This is a genomic window from Enterobacter sp. 01-M-02-SI-ECC (genome assembly GCF_047530595.1).
Classification (GTDB): Bacteria; Pseudomonadota; Gammaproteobacteria; order Enterobacterales; family Enterobacteriaceae; genus Enterobacter; species Enterobacter cloacae_M.
In genome coordinates, this window is sequence record NZ_JBLKCZ010000001.1 from 408,535 (window position 1) to 427,930 (window position 19,396).

The window sequence follows — 19,396 nt, forward strand, 5'->3', positions numbered from 1 at the left end:
GGTGAACAATGCGTATTAGCACCCAGATGATGTACGAGCAGAACATGCGTGGGATCACCGATTCCCAGAGCAGATGGCTGAGCTACGGTGAGCAGATGTCCACCGGCAAGCGCGTCAATCGTCCTTCGGACGATCCTATCGCCGCGTCGCAGGCCATCGTGCTGTCACAGTCTCAGTCGCAAAACAGCCAGTTCGCGCTCGCGCGTACCTTTGCAACGCAGAAGGTCTCGCTGGAAGATAACGTGTTAACCCAGGTCAACACCGCAATCTCAAGCGTGCGCGAGAAGTTAGTTTACGCGTCGAACGGCACATTAAGCGATGACGACCGTCTTTCTCTGGCGACCGATATCCAGGGGATCCGCGATCAGCTGATGAACCTGGCCAACACGACGGATGGCAATGGTCGCTTTATCTTCGCGGGATACAAAACCGAGAGCGCACCGTTTGATGCCGTGACCGGGGATTATAACGGCGGCGCAGAGGCCATCTCGCAGCAGGTTGATACGGCGCGAAATATGACCATTAGCCATACCGGCCAGCAAATTTTCGAAAGCATTACCAGTAATGCGGAACAGCTGCCGGGCGGTGGATATGGCCAGACCAACATGTTCAAAATTCTGGACTCTGCTATTGCCTCGCTGAAGATACCGATTGAGAACGATCCGGCTGCCGCAACGGCGCAAAGCCAGGTGATTGCCAATGCGCAAATCGGCATCAAAAACTCCCAGAACAATATCCTGACGGTCGTTGCGGATGTGGGAACCAAGATGAACGAGCTGGAAAAACTCGATACGCTGGGCGATGACCGCGCGCTGGGTCAGACCAAGCAGATGAGTGACCTGGTTGATGTTGACTGGAACGAAGCGATTTCCTCTTACACCATGCAGCAGGCGGCCCTGCAGGCGTCTTATAAAGCGTTTAGCGATATGCAGGGCATGTCTCTGTTCCAGCTGAACAAATAACATCTTGACCTCTTGGAACATGTCTTGAAACTGGGCATGTTTTACTGCCCAATCCGTCTGGATTGGGCATTTTTTTTATGCAACTTCTGCTGATGCGGAGGTGACTCGTGCGCTTTCTATCAGACGGATTGCCAGCGCAATGACGCCACAGACCGTCGCCAGCGCGACCACGCCCGTCCAGCCGGCCAGCGAGTAAATATTGCTGCCTAACGCGGAACCCAGCGCCATCCCGATAAAGACCACCGTAAAGAGCAGGGCGTTGAGACGGCCCCGCGCCTGCGGTTCAAGGCTATATACCAGGTTCTGGTGAGCGACCAGGCTGGACTGCAGACCCAGGTCGAACCCAACGGCGGAGATGGCGATCAGAATCAGCTGTCCTTGAACGCCCAGCGCGGGCATCAGGAACATCAGGGCGAATGATACGGTCACAAGAACGGCACCAAGCTGCGTGACTTTTCCTGCGCCCAGTTTATCTGCCAGACCCCCTGCCAGCGGGGCAGCTAACGCACCGGCGGCACCTGCAATACCAAAACCACCCGCTACGGCACTCCCCAGGTGATAGCGTTCCAGCAGCATGACCGCAAGCGTAGACCAGAAGGCGCTAAAGGCAATCGACAGAAAACCCTGAGCCAGCGCCGCACGGCGCAGCGCCGGATAGCGACGCCAGAGATGTTCCATTGAGCGCATCAGCGCGGGGTAGCTCAGCGTGGAGTGAATGGCAAAACGGGGAAGCACAAACCACATCATCACCCCGATGAACGCAATGCTCGCCGCCGCCAGCTGGTACATGACGCGCCAGCCAAACGCTTCGCCCACCACGCCGCTCACGGTTCTGGATAATAAGATACCCATCAGCAGCCCGGTCATTACCGTGCCCACGGTTTTCCCCTGTTTACCTTCCGGCGCAAGGATGGCTGCGGCAGGGACGATATCCTGTGCCATGGTGGCGGCCATGCCGATGAGCAGGCTTACCAGCAGCAGAGAGTGGATCTGCCCGGTCAGGCTACAGCCGAGAAGAAACAGCGCCAGCGCCGCACTCTTTATCAGGATTAACGTCCTGCGGTCGTGGCGATCGCCTAGCGGCAGCAGGAACAGGATCCCCAGGGCATATCCCGCCTGGGTGAGCGTCGGGACCAGGCCCATTCCTTCGATACTCAGATGAAGGTCTGCGCCCATCAGCGGCAGCAGAGGCTGGGCATAATAGATAGATGCCACGCTGAAACCTGCACCGATCGCCAGCATTAAGATTACCCAGCGGCTCACGGCATGGGCGGCGGTTGTTGTGTTCATAAGATGTTCCTCATTCGTCGTGTGAGGCTATTTTTTATCAGTACGCCTTGCGACGGTAGCGGGCCCGGTGGTAAAACGCTTATACGTTGAACGTATAAGTGAAAATGCGATGAAAAGAGCTGAGCGTATAGACAGGGTGGAGTTAATGCGGACGTTTGTTCGTATCGTTGAGGCGGGCTCCCTCTCAGCGGCGGCGCGGCAGCTGGCCACTACCCAGGCCACGGTAAGCAGACGGTTACAGTCGCTTGAGACCATGCTGGGCGTGCGCCTGATTTTGCGCACCACCCACACGACGCGGCTGACGGATGACGGCGAGCGCTGCTATCAGCACGCCCGTCGGGTGATTGACAGCTGGCTGGCGCTGGAAGATGAGGTGGGGCAGACGGAAGATGAGCCGGTAGGCGTGCTGCGGGTGCGCGCTCCCCACGCGTTTGGTCAGGACCAGCTTCTGAAACCCGTAACCGAGTTTTTGCAACGCTATCCGCAGCTTTCGATTGAGTGGATGCTCAACGATCGGTCGGCGGACTTCCTCGGCGACAACCTGGACTGTGCGATTCGGGTGGGCGTGGAAGTCGATCCGGCGACCGTGTCCGTGCTGCTGGCCGAAGTGCCGCGCTCGGTGGTGGCTTCACCGGCGCTGCTGGCCCGTTTTCCGACGGTCAACACGCCGGAGGATTTGCAGCAGTTTCCCTGGATAGCGATCAGCTCTTTCTACCAGCGCCATGTGGAGCTTTTTCACGATGCATCACCCGCCACCGCGCGAGTGGCGATTACCCCGCGCCTCAGCACCGATAGTCTGTATGTCGCACGCAATACGGCGCTCACCGGCCTTGGCGTGGCGGTGGTATCCAGCTGGACGGTACAGGATGATATTCGGGAAGGGCGGCTGGTGCATTTGCTGCCAGACTGGCAGCCAGCGGCGTTACCGGTGCATCTTGTTTACCCCTGGTCCCGCTATTATCCGGCACGCTTGCGGCGTTTTCTGGAGTTGATGCGGCAGGTCATGCCTGAGGTGACCGGAATGAGAAAGCCCGTACAGCAGCCATAAAAAAAGCCGACCCGAAGGTCGGCTTTTTACTTTCAGCGTCGTTATTCGACAGACTGCGGACGCGTCGCCGGTGCAGTCGCCTGATGCGTTGCACTGTGGCCGCCTGCAGCGCCTTTACCGTCGAAGCTGAATGCCGGGCGTACCCAGTCACTGTGACGCGGGGCTTCAGGCACGTAATCCGGTGCCGGGGCGCGCGTCATTGGTGCTGTCGCCACGTGGGCTGCGGCTGGTGCAGAAACAACCGGCTCAGGTTTCACCTCAGGCGCTTTCGCTTCTTCGACAACCGGTTCAACCTGAATCTCAACGTCCTGAACAACTTCTTCAGCGGTGGTTTCAATCAGGGTTTCGGCGGTGTTTTCCACTGCGGCTACAGGTTCAGCCTCTTCAGCGACTTCCTCAGCCACCACGGCATCTTCTTCGGCGATAAGCTGCGGTGCGGCATCAACCGGCGCGGCAATCACTTCTGGATGGGTGGTTTCTACTTCCACTGCGTGAGGGGCTTCAGCTTCAACAACCTCAGGTTCAACAACCTCAGGTTCAACCACGGTTGCCGCTTCAGTCACGACAGCTTCTACCGCGGCTGCTGGTGCAATTACCTCTTCGGTTACAGGCTGTTCTTCAACAACCTGCTCCGGACGAGCAACCGGGTAACGGATCCAGACTTTGCCGGACGCCATTTCTGGCGAAGCACAGGCAATAGTCAGCGGCATTGGCGACTGAGTCGGGTAACGCTCGTCACGATAGCGACGACGGCGCTGGCCGCTGACGCGCAGATGACGTGGAGAACGGCGTGAACGGCGCGGCATACCGGCGTTATCGCGGTTTTCACCGTTATCATCCTGCTCAACGTTGTTTTCAACGACCGCTGGCAGGTCAACTTTCGCCAGCTGCGTGCTGGTTGTGCTCTCGCTGGTTTCAACCGCGATAGCGCCAGACTCTTCGGTTGCTTCAGAGGCGAAGCGAACTTTCTGAGAAAGCTGGCGCTGCTTACGACGTGGCATTACCTGAGTACGTTCTTCCTGCTCGCCGTCCTGCTGTTCAACAGGCTCTTCGCGGTTCAGGTTTTTGACTTCCTGCTGTGCCTGACGCTTCTCGTCGTTACGGCGACGGTTGCGTTCACGGCGCGGCTGCTGGTCGTCACGCTGTTTGCTCTTCTCAGACTCATCGCCCGCCTGCTGGCGAATTTCACGATCTTCAACATTCTGCTGCTGTTTCTCGCGACGGTTGCGACGGTTGTCTTCGCGTTGCTCACGGCCTTCGTTATTCTCAGAGCGGTTGTCACGGTTGTCACGACGCTCGCTGCGGTCATTGCGATCGCTGCGGTCGTTACGATCGCGGCGGTTGTTCTGACGCTTGCGACGGTCCTGCTGACGCTCTGGCTTGGCTGCTTTTGGCTCTTCTTTCGGCTGCTCTGGCTGAACTTCTTCTTCAGCAAACATCTTCTTCAGCGCGCCGAAGAAGCGGCTCAGCAGACCCGGCTGTGCCGGCTGGGCTTTCGCTACCGCTGCTTCTGGTTTCTGCGCTGCAGGTTTGGCAGCAGGTTTTTCCAGAGCTGCTTCCGGTGGTGCTTCAGGCATGATGAAGGTCGCTAACGCAGGCTGCTCTGGCAGTTTGCGCTCGGCTGGCTCTTCATCGGAAGGCAGGGACATCTCTTCTTCATGCAGCTTCGGCAGCAGGTAGCTGAGGGTGGTCGTCTCTTCGCCCTTACGCACGCGCAGCACGTGATAGTGTGGGGTCTGCATCTGGTCGTTTGGCACGATGATGCAGCGAACGCCACCCTGACGCGCTTCAATCGCACTTACCGCTGCACGTTTTTCGTTAAGCAGGTAAGAGGCAACTGGCACCGGCACAATGGCGTGAACCTCTTTGGTGTTCTCTTTTAGCGCTTCTTCTTCAATCAGACGCAGAATGGAGAGGGACAGCGATTCGTTATCACGCACGGTACCGGTGCCGGAGCAGCGCGGACAAACGTGATGGCTGGACTCGCCGAGAGACGGGCTCAGACGCTGACGGGACATCTCCAGCAGGCCAAAGCGTGAGATATGGCTAATCTGGATACGCGCCCTGTCCTGACGCACCGCTTCGCGCAGACGGTTTTCAACCGCACGCTGGTGGCGAACAGGGGTCATGTCGATGAAGTCGATAACAATCAGACCACCCAGGTCGCGCAGGCGGAGCTGGCGGGCGATTTCATCAGCGGCTTCGAGGTTAGTGTTGTAAGCGGTCTCTTCGATATCGCCACCGCGCGTTGCACGCGCGGAGTTGATGTCGATAGCGGTCAGCGCTTCAGTGGTATCGATAACGATAGAACCGCCGGATGGCAGACGCACTTCACGCTGGAAAGCGGACTCAATCTGGGATTCGATCTGATAGTGGCTGAACAGCGGGATCTCGCCGGTGTACAGTTTAATTTTGCTGGTGAAATCCGGACGACCCAGCGCGGCGATGTGCTGGCGCGCCAGCTCAAGCACTTTCGGATTATCGATCAGAATCTCACCGATGTCCTGACGCAGGTAATCACGGAAGGCACGCACAATAACGTTGCTTTCCTGGTGGATCAGGAACGGAGCAGGGCGGCTTTCGGCTGCTTTCTGAATGGCTTCCCAGTGCTTCAGACGGAAGCTCAGGTCCCACTGCAGCGCTTCGGCTGATTTGCCAACGCCTGCGGTACGCACGATAAGCCCCATGCCGTCAGGCAGTTCGAGGCTTGCCAGCGCTTCTTTCAGCTCGGTACGGTCATCACCTTCGATACGGCGAGAGATGCCACCCGCACGCGGGTTGTTAGGCATCAGAACCAGATAGCTCCCTGCGAGGCTGATAAAGGTGGTCAGCGCGGCACCTTTGTTGCCACGCTCTTCTTTATCAATCTGAACGATAACTTCCTGACCTTCACGCAGAACATCTTTGATGTTTGGGCGGCCATGGGCGTTGTAGTTTGCGGGGAAATATTCGCGGGCGATTTCTTTCAGAGGGAGGAAACCATGACGCTCAGCACCGTAATCGACAAATGCAGCTTCAAGGCTTGGTTCAATGCGGGTGATTTTACCTTTGTAAATGTTCGCTTTTTTCTGTTCGTGTCCAGGACTTTCGATATCCAGATCGTACAGGCGCTGCCCATCCACAAGGGCGACACGCAACTCTTCTTGCTGAGTTGCGTTGATTAACATTCTTTTCATCGTAACTTACTCGTTATTCTTACATTGACGACAAAGCTGCGGGCAAGGTGACGCTTTCCGGGGTATGAACCGATGGCCTCGTGTCTGTTCACGTCGCCAACCTCACGGTTGTCGCTCGCTTAAGAGGCGCAGAGTGTCGGTTGCCTGTATTTCATACGGAAACACAGCGCAATTATCAGGGGAATTGCCTGGGTAGAACTCTCCAGAGAACAATCCTTATACCGGGAAGTACTGCAACCCGCAGCCCGCTAACTGCCTGAAAGATCAATACGTCTTACGCCATTGCTGCGTGGATGATCGGTCAGACAAAATTGGTCATTCCGTCAACATCCTTACTTAACTAGGATTTAACACGGAAAACAGCCTCATTATTCCACTGCTCGCCGGGTTATAGCAAGATGACTTTTACCAATTATCACCCGGTTACTCACAGTTTCTTCACTTCAGAATGGCGATTGGTTTAATAACCACCAAATCGGTTGCGCGAAACGGGGAGCTGGCCGGATAAAAGTAAATATAAGCATAGAAAAATGAGTGGCGCTAATGGCTGACGATATTTAGAATCGCCAACCATGAAAACAGAGACTCCAGCCGTAAAAATGGTTGCCATCGCCGAAGATGACGCGGGGCAACGTATCGATAACTTTTTGCGCACCCAGTTGAAAGGTGTGCCAAAGAGCATGATTTACCGCATCCTGCGTAAGGGCGAAGTGCGGGTGAACAAAAAACGCGTGAAGCCCGAGTACAAACTCGAGGCGGGCGATGAAGTGCGTATTCCGCCGGTGCGCGTTGCGGAACGTGAAGAAGAGACCGTTTCACCGAAGCTACAGAAAGTGGCGGCCCTGAGCGATGTGATCCTGTACGAAGATGACCACATTCTGGTGCTCAATAAACCGTCAGGAACAGCTGTTCATGGCGGTAGCGGCCTGAGCTTCGGCGTGATTGAAGGGCTGCGAGCCCTGCGCCCGGAAGCACGCTTCCTTGAACTGGTGCACCGTCTTGACCGTGATACCTCTGGCGTACTGCTGGTGGCGAAAAAGCGTTCTGCGCTGCGTTCGCTGCATGAACAGCTGCGTGAAAAAGGGATGCAGAAAGACTACCTGGCGCTGGTGCGCGGTCAGTGGCAGTCCCATGTAAAAGTAGTGCAGGCGCCGCTGCTGAAGAATATTCTGCAAAGCGGCGAACGTATTGTCCGCGTAAGCCAGGAAGGGAAACCGTCTGAGACACGCTTTAAAGTTGAAGAGCGCTATGAGTTTGCCACGCTGGTGCGCTGCAGTCCGGTGACAGGTCGTACCCATCAGATCCGCGTGCATACGCAGTTTGCAGGGCACCCAATTGCCTTTGATGACCGCTATGGCGACCGCGAGTTTGATAAGCAGCTGGCGGGGACGGGGCTGTCGCGTCTGTTCCTGCATGCGGCAGCGCTGAAGTTTACCCATCCAAATACGGGGGAAGTCATCCGTATTGAAGCGCCGCTGGACGAGCAGTTGAAACGCTGTCTTAAGGTTCTGCGCGGCTGATTTTGCTTCCCCCCTCTCCCTGTGGGAGAGGGCTGGGGTGAGGGCATCAGGCCGCAACCTTCCAGTCATATGGTCAGCGGATTACACTCTTCTCGTCTTAACATCTGACACAGGGCAATCAGCGGTAACCCCACCAGCGTGTTGGGATCGCGTCCGTCCAGCTTGTCGAACAGCGCAATCCCCAATCCTTCACTTTTAAAGCTTCCCGCACAGTTCAGCGGACGTTCCCGGCGCACATAATCCACGATCTCTTGCTCGCTGAGATGGCGGAAGTGTACGTCGAACGGCTCGCATTCGGTTTGCAGATGACCGGTGGCGGAGTTATAGAGCGCCAGGCCGGTATAAAAGGTCACGATAGTGCCTCGCGCACGCAGAAGCTGCTGACAGGCGTTCTCCTCCGTATGGGGCTTGCCGGTGATTTCGCCGTCCAGCACGCAAACCTGGTCTGAGCCTATAATCAAATGTGCGGGGTAACGTGCGGCCAGCGACTGCGCTTTCTCTTTAGCAAGACGCATCACCAGATGACGCGGTGATTCGCCCGGCTGTGGCGTCTCATCCACCTCTGGCGCGGCGCATTCAAACGGGATCCCGAGCTTTTCCAGCAGCGTTCGGCGGTAGGGAGATGTGGAAGCAAGGACGAGATTTGGCATATTTTTATCACCAGATATAGCGTATCGATGCCAGCCATTTTAAACTACAGGCCGCAATGTGTGCGAATAATTGGCAAAAGGCAGCTCTGGTTGCCTTTTTCTTTGACTCTATGACGTTACAAAGTTAATATGCGCGCCCTATGCAAAAGGTAAAATTACCCCTGACTCTTGATCCGGTTCGTACGGCTCAAAAACGCCTCGATTACGAAGGTATCTATACTTCCGATCAGGCTGAGCGTATTGCCGAATCCGTAGTCAGTGTGGACAGTGATGTAGAATGCTCCATGTCGTTCGCTATCGACAACCAGCGTCTCGCCGTTTTAACCGGTGATGCAAAGGTGACGGTAACGCTCGAGTGTCAGCGTTGCGGGAAACCGTTTGTACAGCATGTTCACACAACGTATTGTTTCAGTCCGGTTCGTTCTGACGAACAGGCTGAAGCACTCCCGGAAGCGTATGAGCCGATTGAGGTTAACGAATTCGGTGAAATCGATCTTCTGGCTCTGGTTGAAGATGAAATCATCCTCACCTTGCCAGTGGTTCCGGTGCATGATTCTGAACACTGTGAAGTGTCCGAGGCGGACATGGTCTTTGGGGAACTGCCTGATGAAGCGCAAAAACCAAACCCATTTGCCGTATTAGCCAGCTTAAAGCGTAAGTAATTGAGGAGTAAGGTCCATGGCCGTACAACAGAATAAACCAACCCGTTCCAAACGTGGCATGCGTCGTTCCCATGACGCGCTGACTGCAGTTACCAGCCTGTCTGTAGACAAGACTTCTGGTGAGAAACACCTGCGTCACCACATCACCGCTGACGGTTTCTACCGCGGCCGCAAGGTTATCACTAAGTAATCACGCGCAAGCGTGATTAGGCTTAGTGAGGATTTCCCCGTGCAAACGGGGAATTTACCGAACCAGGCTGCGACGATACCTTGACACGTCTAACCCTGGCGTTAGATGTCATGGGGGGTGATTTTGGCCCTTCCGTGACAGTGCCTGCAGCATTGCAGGCACTGAATTCTAATTCGCAACTCACACTCCTTTTAGTCGGCAATCCCGACACAATCACGCCATTACTCGCAAAAGCTGACTTTGAACAACGTTCGCGTCTGCAGATTATCCCTGCGCAGTCAGTTATTGCCAGTGATGCCCGACCCTCGCAGGCCATTCGCAATAGTCGTGGCAGCTCTATGCGGATAGCGCTGGAGCTGGTGAAAGAAGGGCGAGCTCAGGCTTGCGTCAGCGCGGGGAATACCGGCGCGCTGATGGGCCTCTCGAAATTGCTGCTCAAACCTATTGAAGGTATTGAGCGTCCGGCGCTGGTAACGGTGTTACCGCATCAGCAGAAGGGCAAGACGGTAGTGCTCGATTTGGGCGCTAACGTCGACTGTGATAGTACTATGCTGGCTCAGTTTGCCGTGATGGGATCGGTGCTGGCAGAAGAAGTTGTCGGAATCAACACTCCCCGTGTTGCGTTACTGAACATTGGTGAAGAAGAGACCAAAGGCCTGGACAGCATTCGCGAAGCGGCTGAATTGCTCAAACAGGTTCCCTCCATCAACTATATTGGTTATCTCGAAGCCAATGAGTTGTTGACGGGTAAAACGGATGTTCTGGTGTGCGATGGCTTCACCGGGAACGTCACGTTGAAGACCATGGAAGGGGTCGTACGCATGTTTCTTTCTCTGCTGAAATCTCAGGGAGAAGGTAAAAAAAGCGCCTGGTGGCTGATTTTATTGAAGCGTTGGTTACAAAAGAGCCTGACGCGGCGATTCAGTCACCTCAACCCCGACCAGTATAATGGCGCCTGTCTGTTAGGATTGCGCGGCATCGTGATTAAGAGTCATGGCGCCGCCAATCAGCGAGCATTTGCTGTCGCGATTGAACAGGCAGTGCAGGCGGTGCAGCGACAAGTCCCTCAGCGGATTGCCGCTCGCCTGGAATCTGTATTAGCTAAAAGTGACTGAGCGTACATGTATACGAAGATTTTAGGTACCGGCAGCTACCTGCCAAAACAAGTGCGTACTAACGCCGATCTGGAAAAAATGGTAGATACGTCTGACGAGTGGATTGTCACGCGCACAGGTATCCGTGAACGTCGTATTGCCGCGCCAGACGAAACCGTGTCGACCATGGGTTACGAAGCCGCACAGCGTGCTATCGAAATGGCGGGCATTGATAAAGAACAGATTGGTTTGATCGTGGTCGCCACGACGTCTGCCACACATGCTTTCCCAAGCGCGGCATGCCAGGTGCAGAACATGCTCGGTATTAAAGGCTGTCCGGCGTTTGACGTCGCTGCCGCGTGCGCAGGCTTCACCTATGCGCTGAGCGTCGCCGATCAGTACGTGAAATCCGGTGCCGTTAAATATGCGCTGGTGATCGGTGCTGACGTGCTGGCGCGTACCTGCGATCCAACCGATCGTGGAACGATCATTATTTTTGGTGATGGTGCGGGCGCGGTGCTGCTGGGGCAGTCCGAAGAGCCGGGTATCATCTCTACGCATCTGCATGCTGATGGCAGCTACCGCGAACTGTTGACCCTGCCTAACGCCGATCGCGTTAATCCGGACAACTCGATTTACCTGACTATGGCAGGGAACGAGGTGTTCAAGGTGGCGGTAACCGAGCTTGCACATATCGTTGATGAAACGCTGGAAGCGAATAACCTTGAGCGTACCGCGCTCGACTGGCTGGTGCCGCATCAGGCGAACCTGCGTATCATCAGCGCGACCGCGAAAAAGCTGGGCATGTCGATGGATAACGTTGTCGTGACGCTGGATCGTCACGGCAACACCTCTGCGGCGTCGGTACCGTGCGCATTTGATGAAGCGGTACGCGATGGACGAATCAAACGGGGCCAGCTGGTCTTGCTTGAAGCCTTCGGTGGCGGGTTCACCTGGGGTTCCGCGCTGGTTCGTTTCTAGTATAAGGAATAAAAAATGACGCAATTTGCTTTTGTGTTCCCGGGCCAGGGCTCTCAAACCGTTGGGATGTTGTCTGAAATGGCAGCACACTATCCGGTAATTGAAGAGACTTTCCGTGAAGCTTCTGATGCACTGGGTTATGATTTATGGGCGCTGACCCAGCAGGGTCCGGCCGAAGAACTGAACAAAACCTGGCAGACTCAGCCAGCGCTGCTGACCGCGTCCGTTGCGCTGTGGCGCGTCTGGCAGCAGCAGTGCGGTAAAGCGCCAGCGCTGCTCGCGGGTCATAGCCTGGGTGAATACTCTGCGCTAGTGTGTGCCGGCGTGATCGCGTTTGCTGACGCGGTACGTCTGGTGGAACTGCGCGGTAAATTCATGCAGGAAGCGGTGCCGGAAGGTACGGGCGGCATGTCTGCCATCATCGGTCTGGATGATGCTGCAATTGCAAAAGCGTGTGAAGAATCTGCTGAAGGCCAGGTTGTCTCTCCGGTAAACTTCAACTCGCCGGGCCAGGTGGTTATTGCCGGTCATAAAGAAGCGGTTGAACGCGCGGGTGCGGCCTGTAAAGCAGCGGGTGCTAAGCGTGCGCTGCCACTGCCGGTCAGCGTGCCGTCTCACTGTGCTCTGATGAAGCCTGCCGCCGAGAAGCTGGCGGTTGAGCTGGAAAAAATAACGTTTAACACACCGACGATTTCCGTTGTGAACAACGTCGATGTGAAATGCGAAACCGCACCGGAAGCTATCCGCGACGCGCTGGTTCGCCAGCTCTACAGCCCGGTACAGTGGACCAAAACCGTTGAGTTTATGGCCTCTCAGGGCGTTGAGCACCTGTATGAAGTCGGCCCAGGTAAAGTCCTCACCGGTCTGACAAAACGTATTGTTGACACCCTGACAGCCTCGGCGATTAACGAGCCGGAAGCGATGTCAGCGGCACTCTCGCAATAAAAGAGGAATACCATGAGTTTTGAAGGAAAAATCGCCCTGGTCACTGGCGCAAGCCGCGGTATCGGGCGTGCAATTGCTGAAACACTGGTTGCGCGCGGCGCGAAGGTGATTGGTACAGCAACCAGCGAGAATGGCGCTCAGGCCATCAGCGAGTATCTGGGTGCAAACGGTAAAGGTCTGGTACTGAATGTGACTGAACCTGCATCTATTGAATCTGTTCTGGAAAATATTCGCGCAGAGTTTGGTGAAGTGGATATTCTGGTAAACAATGCCGGGATCACTCGCGATAACCTGTTAATGCGAATGAAAGACGACGAGTGGAACGATATCATCGAAACCAACCTGTCATCTGTATTCCGTCTGTCAAAAGCGGTAATGCGCGCTATGATGAAAAAGCGTCATGGTCGTATTATCACTGTCGGTTCTGTGGTTGGTACCATGGGAAATGCTGGTCAGGCTAACTACGCTGCGGCGAAAGCAGGTCTGATTGGTTTCAGTAAGTCGCTGGCGCGTGAAGTTGCGTCCCGCGGTATTACGGTAAACGTTGTTGCTCCGGGCTTTATTGAAACGGACATGACGCGTGCGCTGACTGATGAGCAGCGTGCGGGTACGCTGGCGGCAGTTCCGGCGGGTCGTCTTGGCGACCCTAAAGAAATCGCCAGTGCGGTTGCATTTTTAGCCTCTGACGAAGCGGGTTACATCACTGGTGAGACCCTCCACGTCAACGGCGGGATGTATATGGTTTAACCACGATGAAAAATATTTGCGTTATTAGGGCGAATGGCCTCAAAATAACGTAAAATCGTGGTACGAACTGCCGGGATTTAGTTGCAAATTTTTCAACATTTTATACACTACGAAAACCATCGCGAAAGCGAGTTTTGATAGGAAATTTAAGAGTATGAGCACTATCGAAGAACGCGTTAAGAAAATTATCGGCGAACAGCTGGGCGTTAAGCAGGAAGAAGTTGTGAACTCCGCTTCCTTCGTTGAAGACCTGGGCGCAGATTCTCTTGACACCGTTGAGCTGGTAATGGCTCTGGAAGAAGAGTTTGATACTGAGATTCCGGACGAGGAAGCTGAGAAGATCACCACCGTTCAGGCTGCCATTGATTACATCAACGGTCACCAGGCGTAAGTGAACATCTCCAGGCGGTCATTCGACCGCCTGAGTTTTATCTTTATTTAGTCCCACGAATCTCTTTTTTTTATCCCTCCCTGGAGGACAAACGTGTCTAAGCGTCGTGTAGTTGTGACCGGACTTGGCATGTTGTCTCCTGTCGGCAATACCGTAGAGTCTACCTGGAAAGCTCTCCTTGCCGGTCAGAGCGGCATCAGCCTAATCGACCATTTCGATACTAGCGCCTATGCAACAAAATTTGCTGGCTTAGTAAAGGATTTTAACTGTGAAGATATCATCTCGCGCAAAGAACAGCGCAAGATGGATGCCTTCATTCAATATGGAATTGTCGCTGGCGTTCAGGCCATGCAGGATTCTGGTCTTGAAATTACGGAAGAGAACGCAACCCGTATCGGCGCCGCTATCGGCTCCGGGATTGGCGGTCTTGGTCTGATCGAGGAAAACCATACATCTCTGATGAATGGCGGCCCGCGTAAGATCAGCCCGTTCTTCGTTCCGTCCACGATTGTTAACATGGTGGCGGGTCACCTGACCATCATGTTCGGCCTGCGTGGGCCAAGCATTTCAATCGCGACTGCCTGTACGTCTGGCGTACATAACATCGGCCAGGCCGCGCGCATTATTGCGTACGGCGATGCAGATGCTATGGTTGCGGGCGGTGCTGAAAAAGCCAGTACCCCACTGGGTGTCGGCGGTTTCGGTGCGGCGCGTGCGCTGTCTACCCGTAATGATAATCCGCAGGCGGCGAGCCGTCCGTGGGATAAAGATCGTGACGGCTTCGTGCTGGGCGACGGGGCGGGCATGATCGTACTGGAAGAGTACGAACACGCGAAAAAACGCGGCGCGAAAATTTATGCTGAAATCGTTGGTTTCGGCATGAGCAGCGATGCTTACCACATGACGTCTCCTCCTGAGAACGGCGCGGGTGCTGCGCTGGCGATGGAAAACGCGATTCGTGATGCGGGTATTACCCCAGCACAAATTGGCTACGTGAACGCGCACGGTACTTCTACACCTGCAGGCGATAAAGCTGAAGCTCAGGCGGTTAAGTCTATCTTCGGCGAATCTGCCAGCCGCGTAATGGTGAGCTCAACCAAGTCCATGACCGGTCACCTGCTGGGTGCGGCGGGTGCGGTAGAGTCAATCTACTCCATCCTTGCGCTGCGCGATCAGGCTGTTCCGCCAACCATCAACCTGGATAACCCGGATGAAGGTTGCGATCTGGACTTCGTTCCTCACGAAGCGCGTCAGGTTAGCGGTATGGAGTACACCCTGTGTAACTCCTTCGGCTTCGGTGGTACCAACGGTTCTCTGATCTTCAAAAAGATCTGATCCTGACGTCCCTGTCGCATTTAAAAAGGTCCGCTTGCCGGGCCTTTTTTATTAAGCCTAATCTTCTTGTCGGCTGCATGACATCCTGCCAGACTAATTGCCCACGCATAAGGAGCCACCATGTTTTTAATCAATGGCCTTGAGCAGGACACGCTGCCTGCCAGCGACAGGGCGATACAGTTCGGTGATGGTTGCTTTACGACGGCGCGCATTCTGGACGGCGATGTCTGCTTGCTGGAGGCGCACATTCGACGCCTGCAGCATGGCTGTGAAAAGCTCATGATCCCCTTTACGCACTGGGACACGCTGCGTCAGGAAATGTGCGAGCTGGGAACCGGGAAGGACAGCGGCGTACTCAAAGTCATCATCAGCCGCGGCAGTGGTGGCCGGGGTTACAGCGCTGCATCGTGCCTCAACCCAACGCGTATCCTCTCCGTTTCTGCTTATCCCGCGCATTATTCTCGCTGGCGAGAAGACGGCGTCACGCTGACGCTGAGCCCTGTACGACTGGGACGAAACCCGATGCTGGCCGGGCTTAAGCATCTCAACCGCCTCGAGCAGGTGCTCATTCGTACTCATCTTGAACAGACGGACGCCGATGAGGCGCTGGTTCTTGACAGCGAAGGGTTCATTACGGAATGCTGTGCGGCTAATTTACTCTGGCGGCAGGGGGAAAAGGTGTTCACTCCGTCGCTGGAATACGCTGGCGTAAATGGGTTAATGCGTCAGTTTTGTCTGCAACAGCTGGCACGCTCTGGCTTTCGCGTTGTCGAAGTTAGCGCAGGAGAAGCGGCGCTACGGACCGCAGATGAAGTCATCATCTGCAATGCGCTGATGCCTGTTGTACCCGTCCGTGCGTATGGCCAACAACGCTGGTCTTCGCGCGAGCTGTTTCAGTTTTTAGCCCCGATATGTGAGCAAACCAGATAGTCATGAAAAAAATGTTGCGCTTTGTCCTTATCCTCATCGTTGCGCTGGGCGTCGCCGGCGGAGCGGGCGTATGGAAAGTTCGCCAGCTGGCGAACAGCAAGATCCTGGTTAAAGACGAAACGATCTTTACCCTGAAAGCGGGAACCGGCCGTCAGGCGCTTGGGGAACAGCTCTATGGCGACAAGATTATCAATCGTCCACGGGTATTCCAGTGGCTATTGCGCGTGGAGCCTGAGCTGTCACATTTCAAAGCTGGTACCTATCGCTTTACGCCGGGAATGACCGTCAGAGAGATGCTGCAGCTGCTGGAAAGCGGTAAAGAAGCCCAGTTCCCACTGCGGTTTGTGGAAGGGATGCGCCTGAGCGATTACCTCAAACAGCTGCGTGACGCGCCGTATATCAAACATACCTTAAAAGACGATAGCTATCAGACGGTGGCAGAAGCGCTGAAGCTTGAACATCCGGAATGGGTGGAAGGCTGGTTCTGGCCAGACACCTGGATGTACACGGCAGGCACGACCGATGTGGCTATCCTAAAGCGGGCGCACAAAAAAATGGTTGCCGCCGTAGATGCCGCCTGGGAAGGGCGGATGGAAGGATTGCCTTACAGCGATCCGAACCAGTTCGTGACCATGGCCTCGATCATCGAGAAAGAGACTGCCGTCGCTGCTGAGCGCGATCGGGTGGCGTCGGTATTTATCAACCGTCTGCGCATCGGCATGCGCCTGCAAACCGATCCTACCGTTATCTACGGCATGGGAGAGAGCTATATGGGCAAGATTTCCAGAAAAGATCTGGAGACGCCAACGGCGTATAATACCTACGTGATAAGCGGTTTGCCGCCAGGCCCGATTGCCACGCCGAGCGAAGCGTCGCTGAAAGCCGCCGCGCATCCGGCTAAAACACCGTATCTCTATTTTGTGGCTGATGGAAAAGGGGGGCATACCTTTAACACCAACCTTGCCAGCCACAATCGCTCTGTTCAGGACTATCTGAAGGCACTTAAGGAAAAAAATGCGCAGTAAATACATTGTCATTGAGGGACTCGAAGGGGCGGGTAAAACCACTGCCCGCAACGTGGTGGTGGATACGCTCAAAGCGCTTGGCGTGGCGGACATGGTATTTACCCGCGAGCCGGGCGGCACGCAGCTGGCTGAAAAGCTGCGCAGCCTGGTACTGGATATCAAATCCGTCGGCGACGAAGTTATCACTGACAAGGCCGAAGTGCTGATGTTCTACGCGGCGCGCGTTCAACTGGTTGAGACGGTGATCAAACCCGCCCTGGCCGAGGGCAAGTGGGTGATCGGCGACCGTCACGATCTGTCGACTCAGGCGTATCAGGGCGGAGGACGCGGCATCGACCAGACAATGCTCGCAACGCTGCGTAATGCCGTATTGGGTGATTTTCGCCCCGACCTGACGCTCTATCTGGATGTGACCCCGGAAGTGGGCCTCAAGCGTGCCCGCGCGCGCGGCGAGCTGGACCGCATTGAACAAGAGTCGTTTGATTTCTTTAACCGCACCCGCGCGCGCTATCTTGAGCTGGCCGCACAGGACAGCTCAATTTGTACCATTGATGCGACGCAGTCCCTGGACGACGTCACGAGCGACATTCAACACACCATTACGCAGTGGGTGCAGGAGCAGCAGGCATGAAATGGTATCCATGGTTGCGCCCACACTTTGAACAGCTGATCGGCAGCTATCAGGCGGGTCGGGGGCATCATGCGTTACTGATTCAGGCATTACCAGGGATGGGTGATGATGCGCTGATTTATGCCATCACCCGTTTTCTGATGTGTCAGCAGCCGGAAGGGCACAAGAGCTGTGGTAAATGCCGTGGCTGCCAGCTCATGCAGGCGGGGACGCATCCAGACTACTACACCCTTGAGCCTGAGAAGGGCAAAAGCGCGCTCGGTATTGATGCCGTGCGTGAAGTCAGTGAAAAATTGTATGAGCACGCGCGACTGGGCGGCGCTAAAGTGGTCTGGCTTAAAGACGCCACCTTGCTTACCGAGGCGGCGGCTAACGCCCTGCTTAAAACCCTGGAAGAGCCGCCGGTTAAAACGTGGTTTTTCCTCTCATGCCGTGACCCGGGACGATTACTGGCGACGTTGCGCAGCCGTTGTCGTCTTCATCACCTGGCGGTACCTCAGGAATCGTGGGCGCTGAGCTGGCTTGAACGAGAGGTGACAACGTCACCAGAGGGTGCGCTGTCCGCCTTGCGCCTGAGCAGCGGCGCGCCCGCAGCGGCGCTGGCACTACTGCAGCCTGACGTCTGGTCAGAGCGAGAAACGCTCTGCCGGGCCCTGGATGCCTCACTGAACAGTCAGGACTGGCTAAGTTTACTGCCTGCGCTTAACAGCGATCGGGCCGTTGAGCGTCTGCACTGGCTGGCCTCCTTGCTGTTGGATGCGCTCAAAATCCAGCAGGGGGCTACGCTTCTGACCAACCCGGACGCGTTGCCGCTGGTGAATACACTGGCGAACCGCCTCTCAGTGAAGATTCTTCACGCGATGCTCCATGACATCTGCCAGAGCCGTGAACAGCTTTTAACCGTGACGGGTCTTAATCGCGAGCTTTTACTGACCGACCAGTTACTGCGTATCGAACATTACCTGCAACCCGGCGTCACACCGCCTGTTTCCCATCTCTGAGAGAGACATTATGTTTTTAGTCGACTCACACTGCCATCTTGATGGCCTGGATTATCAATCCCTGCATAAAAACGTGGATGACGTGCTGGCAAAAGCCGCTGCCCGCGATGTGAAATTCTGTCTTGCGGTGGCGACCACGCTGCCGGGCTACTGCTCCATGCGTGAGCTGGTGGGCGTTCGCGATAACGTGGTGTTCTCCTGCGGCGTGCATCCGTTGAATCAGGACGAGGCGTACGACGTTGAGGATCTGCGCCGACTGGCAGCCGAAGAGGGCGTGGTGGCGATGGGCGAGACCGGGCTGGACTATTTTTACACGCCGGAAACCAAACCGCGCCAGCAGGAGTCCTTCCGCAACCATATTCGCATTGGCCGGGAACTGAACAAGCCGGTTATCGTCCACACCCGCGATGCGCGCGCGGATACCCTGGCTATCCTCCGGGAAGAAAAGGTGACGGATTGCGGTGGCGTACTACACTGTTTCACAGAAGACAGAGAAACGGCGGGGAAGCTGCTTGATTTGGGGTTTTATATCTCGTTTTCGGGGATCGTGACGTTCCGTAACGCTGAGCAGCTGCGTGATGCTGCACGTTATGTTCCGCTCGATCGTATTCTGGTGGAGACGGATTCTCCGTACCTGGCACCGGTACCGCATCGCGGTAAAGAGAACCAGCCCGCTATGACGAGAGATGTGGCTGAGTACATGGCCGTACTGAAGGGCGTCAGCATCGATGAGCTGGCCCGCGTGACGACGGGAAACTTCTCCACGCTGTTCCATATCGACCCCGCCCGCCTGCAATCTGTCTGATACACCTGTTTTT

General features: G+C 55.6%; 19 protein-coding genes. 16 read left to right on the top strand and 3 right to left on the bottom strand.

All coding sequences use genetic code 11. The annotated features are described in order from the left end of the window. Positions 1-8 precede the first annotated feature (8 nt). Positions 9-962 (top strand): flagellar hook-associated protein FlgL, encoded by a 954-nt coding sequence (gene flgL / locus ACMWLG_RS02015; protein ID WP_045401873.1) that lies wholly within the window; start codon positions 9-11, stop codon positions 960-962. A 75-nt stretch (positions 963-1,037) separates the two neighbouring features. On the opposite strand, the gene ACMWLG_RS02020 is transcribed toward flgL, so the two are convergent. Further along, positions 1,038-2,252, bottom strand: a complete 1,215-nt coding sequence (locus ACMWLG_RS02020) for an MFS transporter (protein ID WP_045620258.1) — start codon at positions 2,250-2,252, stop codon at positions 1,038-1,040. A 145-nt stretch (positions 2,253-2,397) separates the two neighbouring features. Between ACMWLG_RS02020 and ACMWLG_RS02025 the strand changes: the two genes are divergently transcribed. Beyond that, positions 2,398-3,300, top strand: a complete 903-nt coding sequence (locus tag ACMWLG_RS02025; RefSeq protein ID WP_023311145.1) for a LysR family transcriptional regulator — start codon at positions 2,398-2,400, stop codon at positions 3,298-3,300. 41 nt (positions 3,301-3,341) lie between these two features. Here ACMWLG_RS02025 and rne read toward each other — a convergent pair whose 3' ends face one another. Further along, entirely contained in the window at positions 3,342-6,476 is a 3,135-nt protein-coding gene (gene rne / locus ACMWLG_RS02030) for a ribonuclease E (RefSeq protein WP_045401878.1), read from the bottom strand. Between the two features lie 572 nt (positions 6,477-7,048). On the opposite strand from rne, the gene rluC reads away from it, so the two are divergent. Further along, positions 7,049-7,996 (top strand): 23S rRNA pseudouridine(955/2504/2580) synthase RluC, encoded by a 948-nt coding sequence (gene rluC, locus ACMWLG_RS02035; protein ID WP_024909023.1) that lies wholly within the window; start codon positions 7,049-7,051, stop codon positions 7,994-7,996. A 65-nt stretch (positions 7,997-8,061) separates the two neighbouring features. Here the strand turns inward: rluC and ACMWLG_RS02040 are convergent, their stop codons facing one another. Further along, positions 8,062-8,646: a Maf family protein gene (locus ACMWLG_RS02040; RefSeq protein WP_045620260.1), complete on the bottom strand. Its 585-nt coding sequence runs from the start codon at positions 8,644-8,646 to the stop codon at positions 8,062-8,064. A 140-nt stretch (positions 8,647-8,786) separates the two neighbouring features. Here ACMWLG_RS02040 and yceD point away from each other — a divergent pair, with 140 nt between their 5' ends. From yceD to ACMWLG_RS02105, 13 genes are all read left to right on the top strand, one after another. After that, complete coding sequence (gene yceD, locus ACMWLG_RS02045) at positions 8,787-9,308, top strand: 23S rRNA accumulation protein YceD (protein WP_014883375.1); 522 nt, start codon at positions 8,787-8,789, stop codon at positions 9,306-9,308. A gap of 16 nt (positions 9,309-9,324) precedes the next feature. Further along, complete coding sequence (gene rpmF, locus ACMWLG_RS02050; protein WP_003857964.1) at positions 9,325-9,498, top strand: 50S ribosomal protein L32; 174 nt, start codon at positions 9,325-9,327, stop codon at positions 9,496-9,498. Between the two features lie 80 nt (positions 9,499-9,578). Beyond that, on the top strand, positions 9,579-10,613 hold the full coding sequence (gene plsX / locus ACMWLG_RS02055) for a phosphate acyltransferase PlsX (protein WP_059290957.1): 1,035 nt from the start codon (positions 9,579-9,581) through the stop codon (positions 10,611-10,613). A gap of 6 nt (positions 10,614-10,619) precedes the next feature. Continuing rightward, a complete protein-coding gene (locus tag ACMWLG_RS02060; RefSeq protein ID WP_414762942.1) occupies positions 10,620-11,573 on the top strand; it encodes a beta-ketoacyl-ACP synthase III in 954 nt (317 codons plus the stop codon). 15 nt (positions 11,574-11,588) lie between these two features. Next, complete coding sequence (gene fabD, locus ACMWLG_RS02065; protein ID WP_045401883.1) at positions 11,589-12,518, top strand: ACP S-malonyltransferase; 930 nt, start codon at positions 11,589-11,591, stop codon at positions 12,516-12,518. A 12-nt stretch (positions 12,519-12,530) separates the two neighbouring features. Beyond that, positions 12,531-13,265: a 3-oxoacyl-ACP reductase FabG gene (fabG, locus tag ACMWLG_RS02070; protein WP_008500795.1), complete on the top strand. Its 735-nt coding sequence runs from the start codon at positions 12,531-12,533 to the stop codon at positions 13,263-13,265. Between the two features lie 154 nt (positions 13,266-13,419). After that, positions 13,420-13,656 carry an acyl carrier protein gene (gene acpP, locus ACMWLG_RS02075; protein ID WP_003857954.1) on the top strand — a complete coding sequence of 79 codons (237 nt, stop codon included), beginning with the start codon at positions 13,420-13,422 and terminating at the stop codon, positions 13,654-13,656. Between the two features lie 93 nt (positions 13,657-13,749). Further along, positions 13,750-14,991, top strand: a complete 1,242-nt coding sequence (fabF, locus tag ACMWLG_RS02080; protein WP_023311152.1) for a beta-ketoacyl-ACP synthase II — start codon at positions 13,750-13,752, stop codon at positions 14,989-14,991. 120 nt (positions 14,992-15,111) lie between these two features. Next, positions 15,112-15,921, top strand: coding sequence for an aminodeoxychorismate lyase (gene pabC / locus ACMWLG_RS02085; protein WP_045401885.1), 810 nt, complete (start codon positions 15,112-15,114; stop codon positions 15,919-15,921). A 2-nt stretch (positions 15,922-15,923) separates the two neighbouring features. Next, on the top strand, positions 15,924-16,946 hold the full coding sequence (yceG, locus tag ACMWLG_RS02090; protein WP_045357060.1) for a cell division protein YceG: 1,023 nt from the start codon (positions 15,924-15,926) through the stop codon (positions 16,944-16,946). Continuing rightward, entirely contained in the window at positions 16,936-17,577 is a 642-nt protein-coding gene (gene tmk, locus ACMWLG_RS02095) for a dTMP kinase (RefSeq protein ID WP_045401887.1), read from the top strand. Before yceG ends, tmk begins: the two co-directional genes overlap by 11 nt. After that, the gene (holB, locus tag ACMWLG_RS02100) at positions 17,574-18,578 is read left to right on the top strand and encodes a DNA polymerase III subunit delta' (protein WP_023311156.1); all 1,005 of its coding nucleotides are present in this window, start codon (positions 17,574-17,576) and stop codon (positions 18,576-18,578) included. The genes tmk and holB overlap by 4 nt, the downstream gene beginning before the upstream one ends. 10 nt (positions 18,579-18,588) lie before the next feature. After that, positions 18,589-19,383: a metal-dependent hydrolase gene (locus ACMWLG_RS02105; protein ID WP_045401890.1), complete on the top strand. Its 795-nt coding sequence runs from the start codon at positions 18,589-18,591 to the stop codon at positions 19,381-19,383. The last annotated feature ends 13 nt before the right edge of the window (positions 19,384-19,396 follow it).

Bases quoted from the DNA above. Each gene is read 5' to 3' on its own strand.
- flgL (WP_045401873.1), top strand. From the start codon at position 9: ATGCGTATTAGCACCCAGATGATGTACGAGCAGAACATGCGTGGGATC.
- ACMWLG_RS02020 (WP_045620258.1), bottom strand. From the start codon at position 2,252: ATGAACACAACAACCGCCGCCCATGCCGTGAGCCGCTGGGTAATCTTA.
- ACMWLG_RS02025 (WP_023311145.1), top strand. From the start codon at position 2,398: ATGCGGACGTTTGTTCGTATCGTTGAGGCGGGCTCCCTCTCAGCGGCG.
- rne (WP_045401878.1), bottom strand. From the start codon at position 6,476: ATGAAAAGAATGTTAATCAACGCAACTCAGCAAGAAGAGTTGCGTGTC.
- rluC (WP_024909023.1), top strand. From the start codon at position 7,049: ATGAAAACAGAGACTCCAGCCGTAAAAATGGTTGCCATCGCCGAAGAT.
- ACMWLG_RS02040 (WP_045620260.1), bottom strand. From the start codon at position 8,646: ATGCCAAATCTCGTCCTTGCTTCCACATCTCCCTACCGCCGAACGCTG.
- yceD (WP_014883375.1), top strand. From the start codon at position 8,787: ATGCAAAAGGTAAAATTACCCCTGACTCTTGATCCGGTTCGTACGGCT.
- rpmF (WP_003857964.1), top strand. From the start codon at position 9,325: ATGGCCGTACAACAGAATAAACCAACCCGTTCCAAACGTGGCATGCGT.
- ACMWLG_RS02060 (WP_414762942.1), top strand. From the start codon at position 10,620: ATGTATACGAAGATTTTAGGTACCGGCAGCTACCTGCCAAAACAAGTG.
- fabD (WP_045401883.1), top strand. From the start codon at position 11,589: ATGACGCAATTTGCTTTTGTGTTCCCGGGCCAGGGCTCTCAAACCGTT.
- fabG (WP_008500795.1), top strand. From the start codon at position 12,531: ATGAGTTTTGAAGGAAAAATCGCCCTGGTCACTGGCGCAAGCCGCGGT.
- acpP (WP_003857954.1), top strand. From the start codon at position 13,420: ATGAGCACTATCGAAGAACGCGTTAAGAAAATTATCGGCGAACAGCTG.
- pabC (WP_045401885.1), top strand. From the start codon at position 15,112: ATGTTTTTAATCAATGGCCTTGAGCAGGACACGCTGCCTGCCAGCGAC.
- yceG (WP_045357060.1), top strand. From the start codon at position 15,924: ATGAAAAAAATGTTGCGCTTTGTCCTTATCCTCATCGTTGCGCTGGGC.
- tmk (WP_045401887.1), top strand. From the start codon at position 16,936: ATGCGCAGTAAATACATTGTCATTGAGGGACTCGAAGGGGCGGGTAAA.
- holB (WP_023311156.1), top strand. From the start codon at position 17,574: ATGAAATGGTATCCATGGTTGCGCCCACACTTTGAACAGCTGATCGGC.
- ACMWLG_RS02105 (WP_045401890.1), top strand. From the start codon at position 18,589: ATGTTTTTAGTCGACTCACACTGCCATCTTGATGGCCTGGATTATCAA.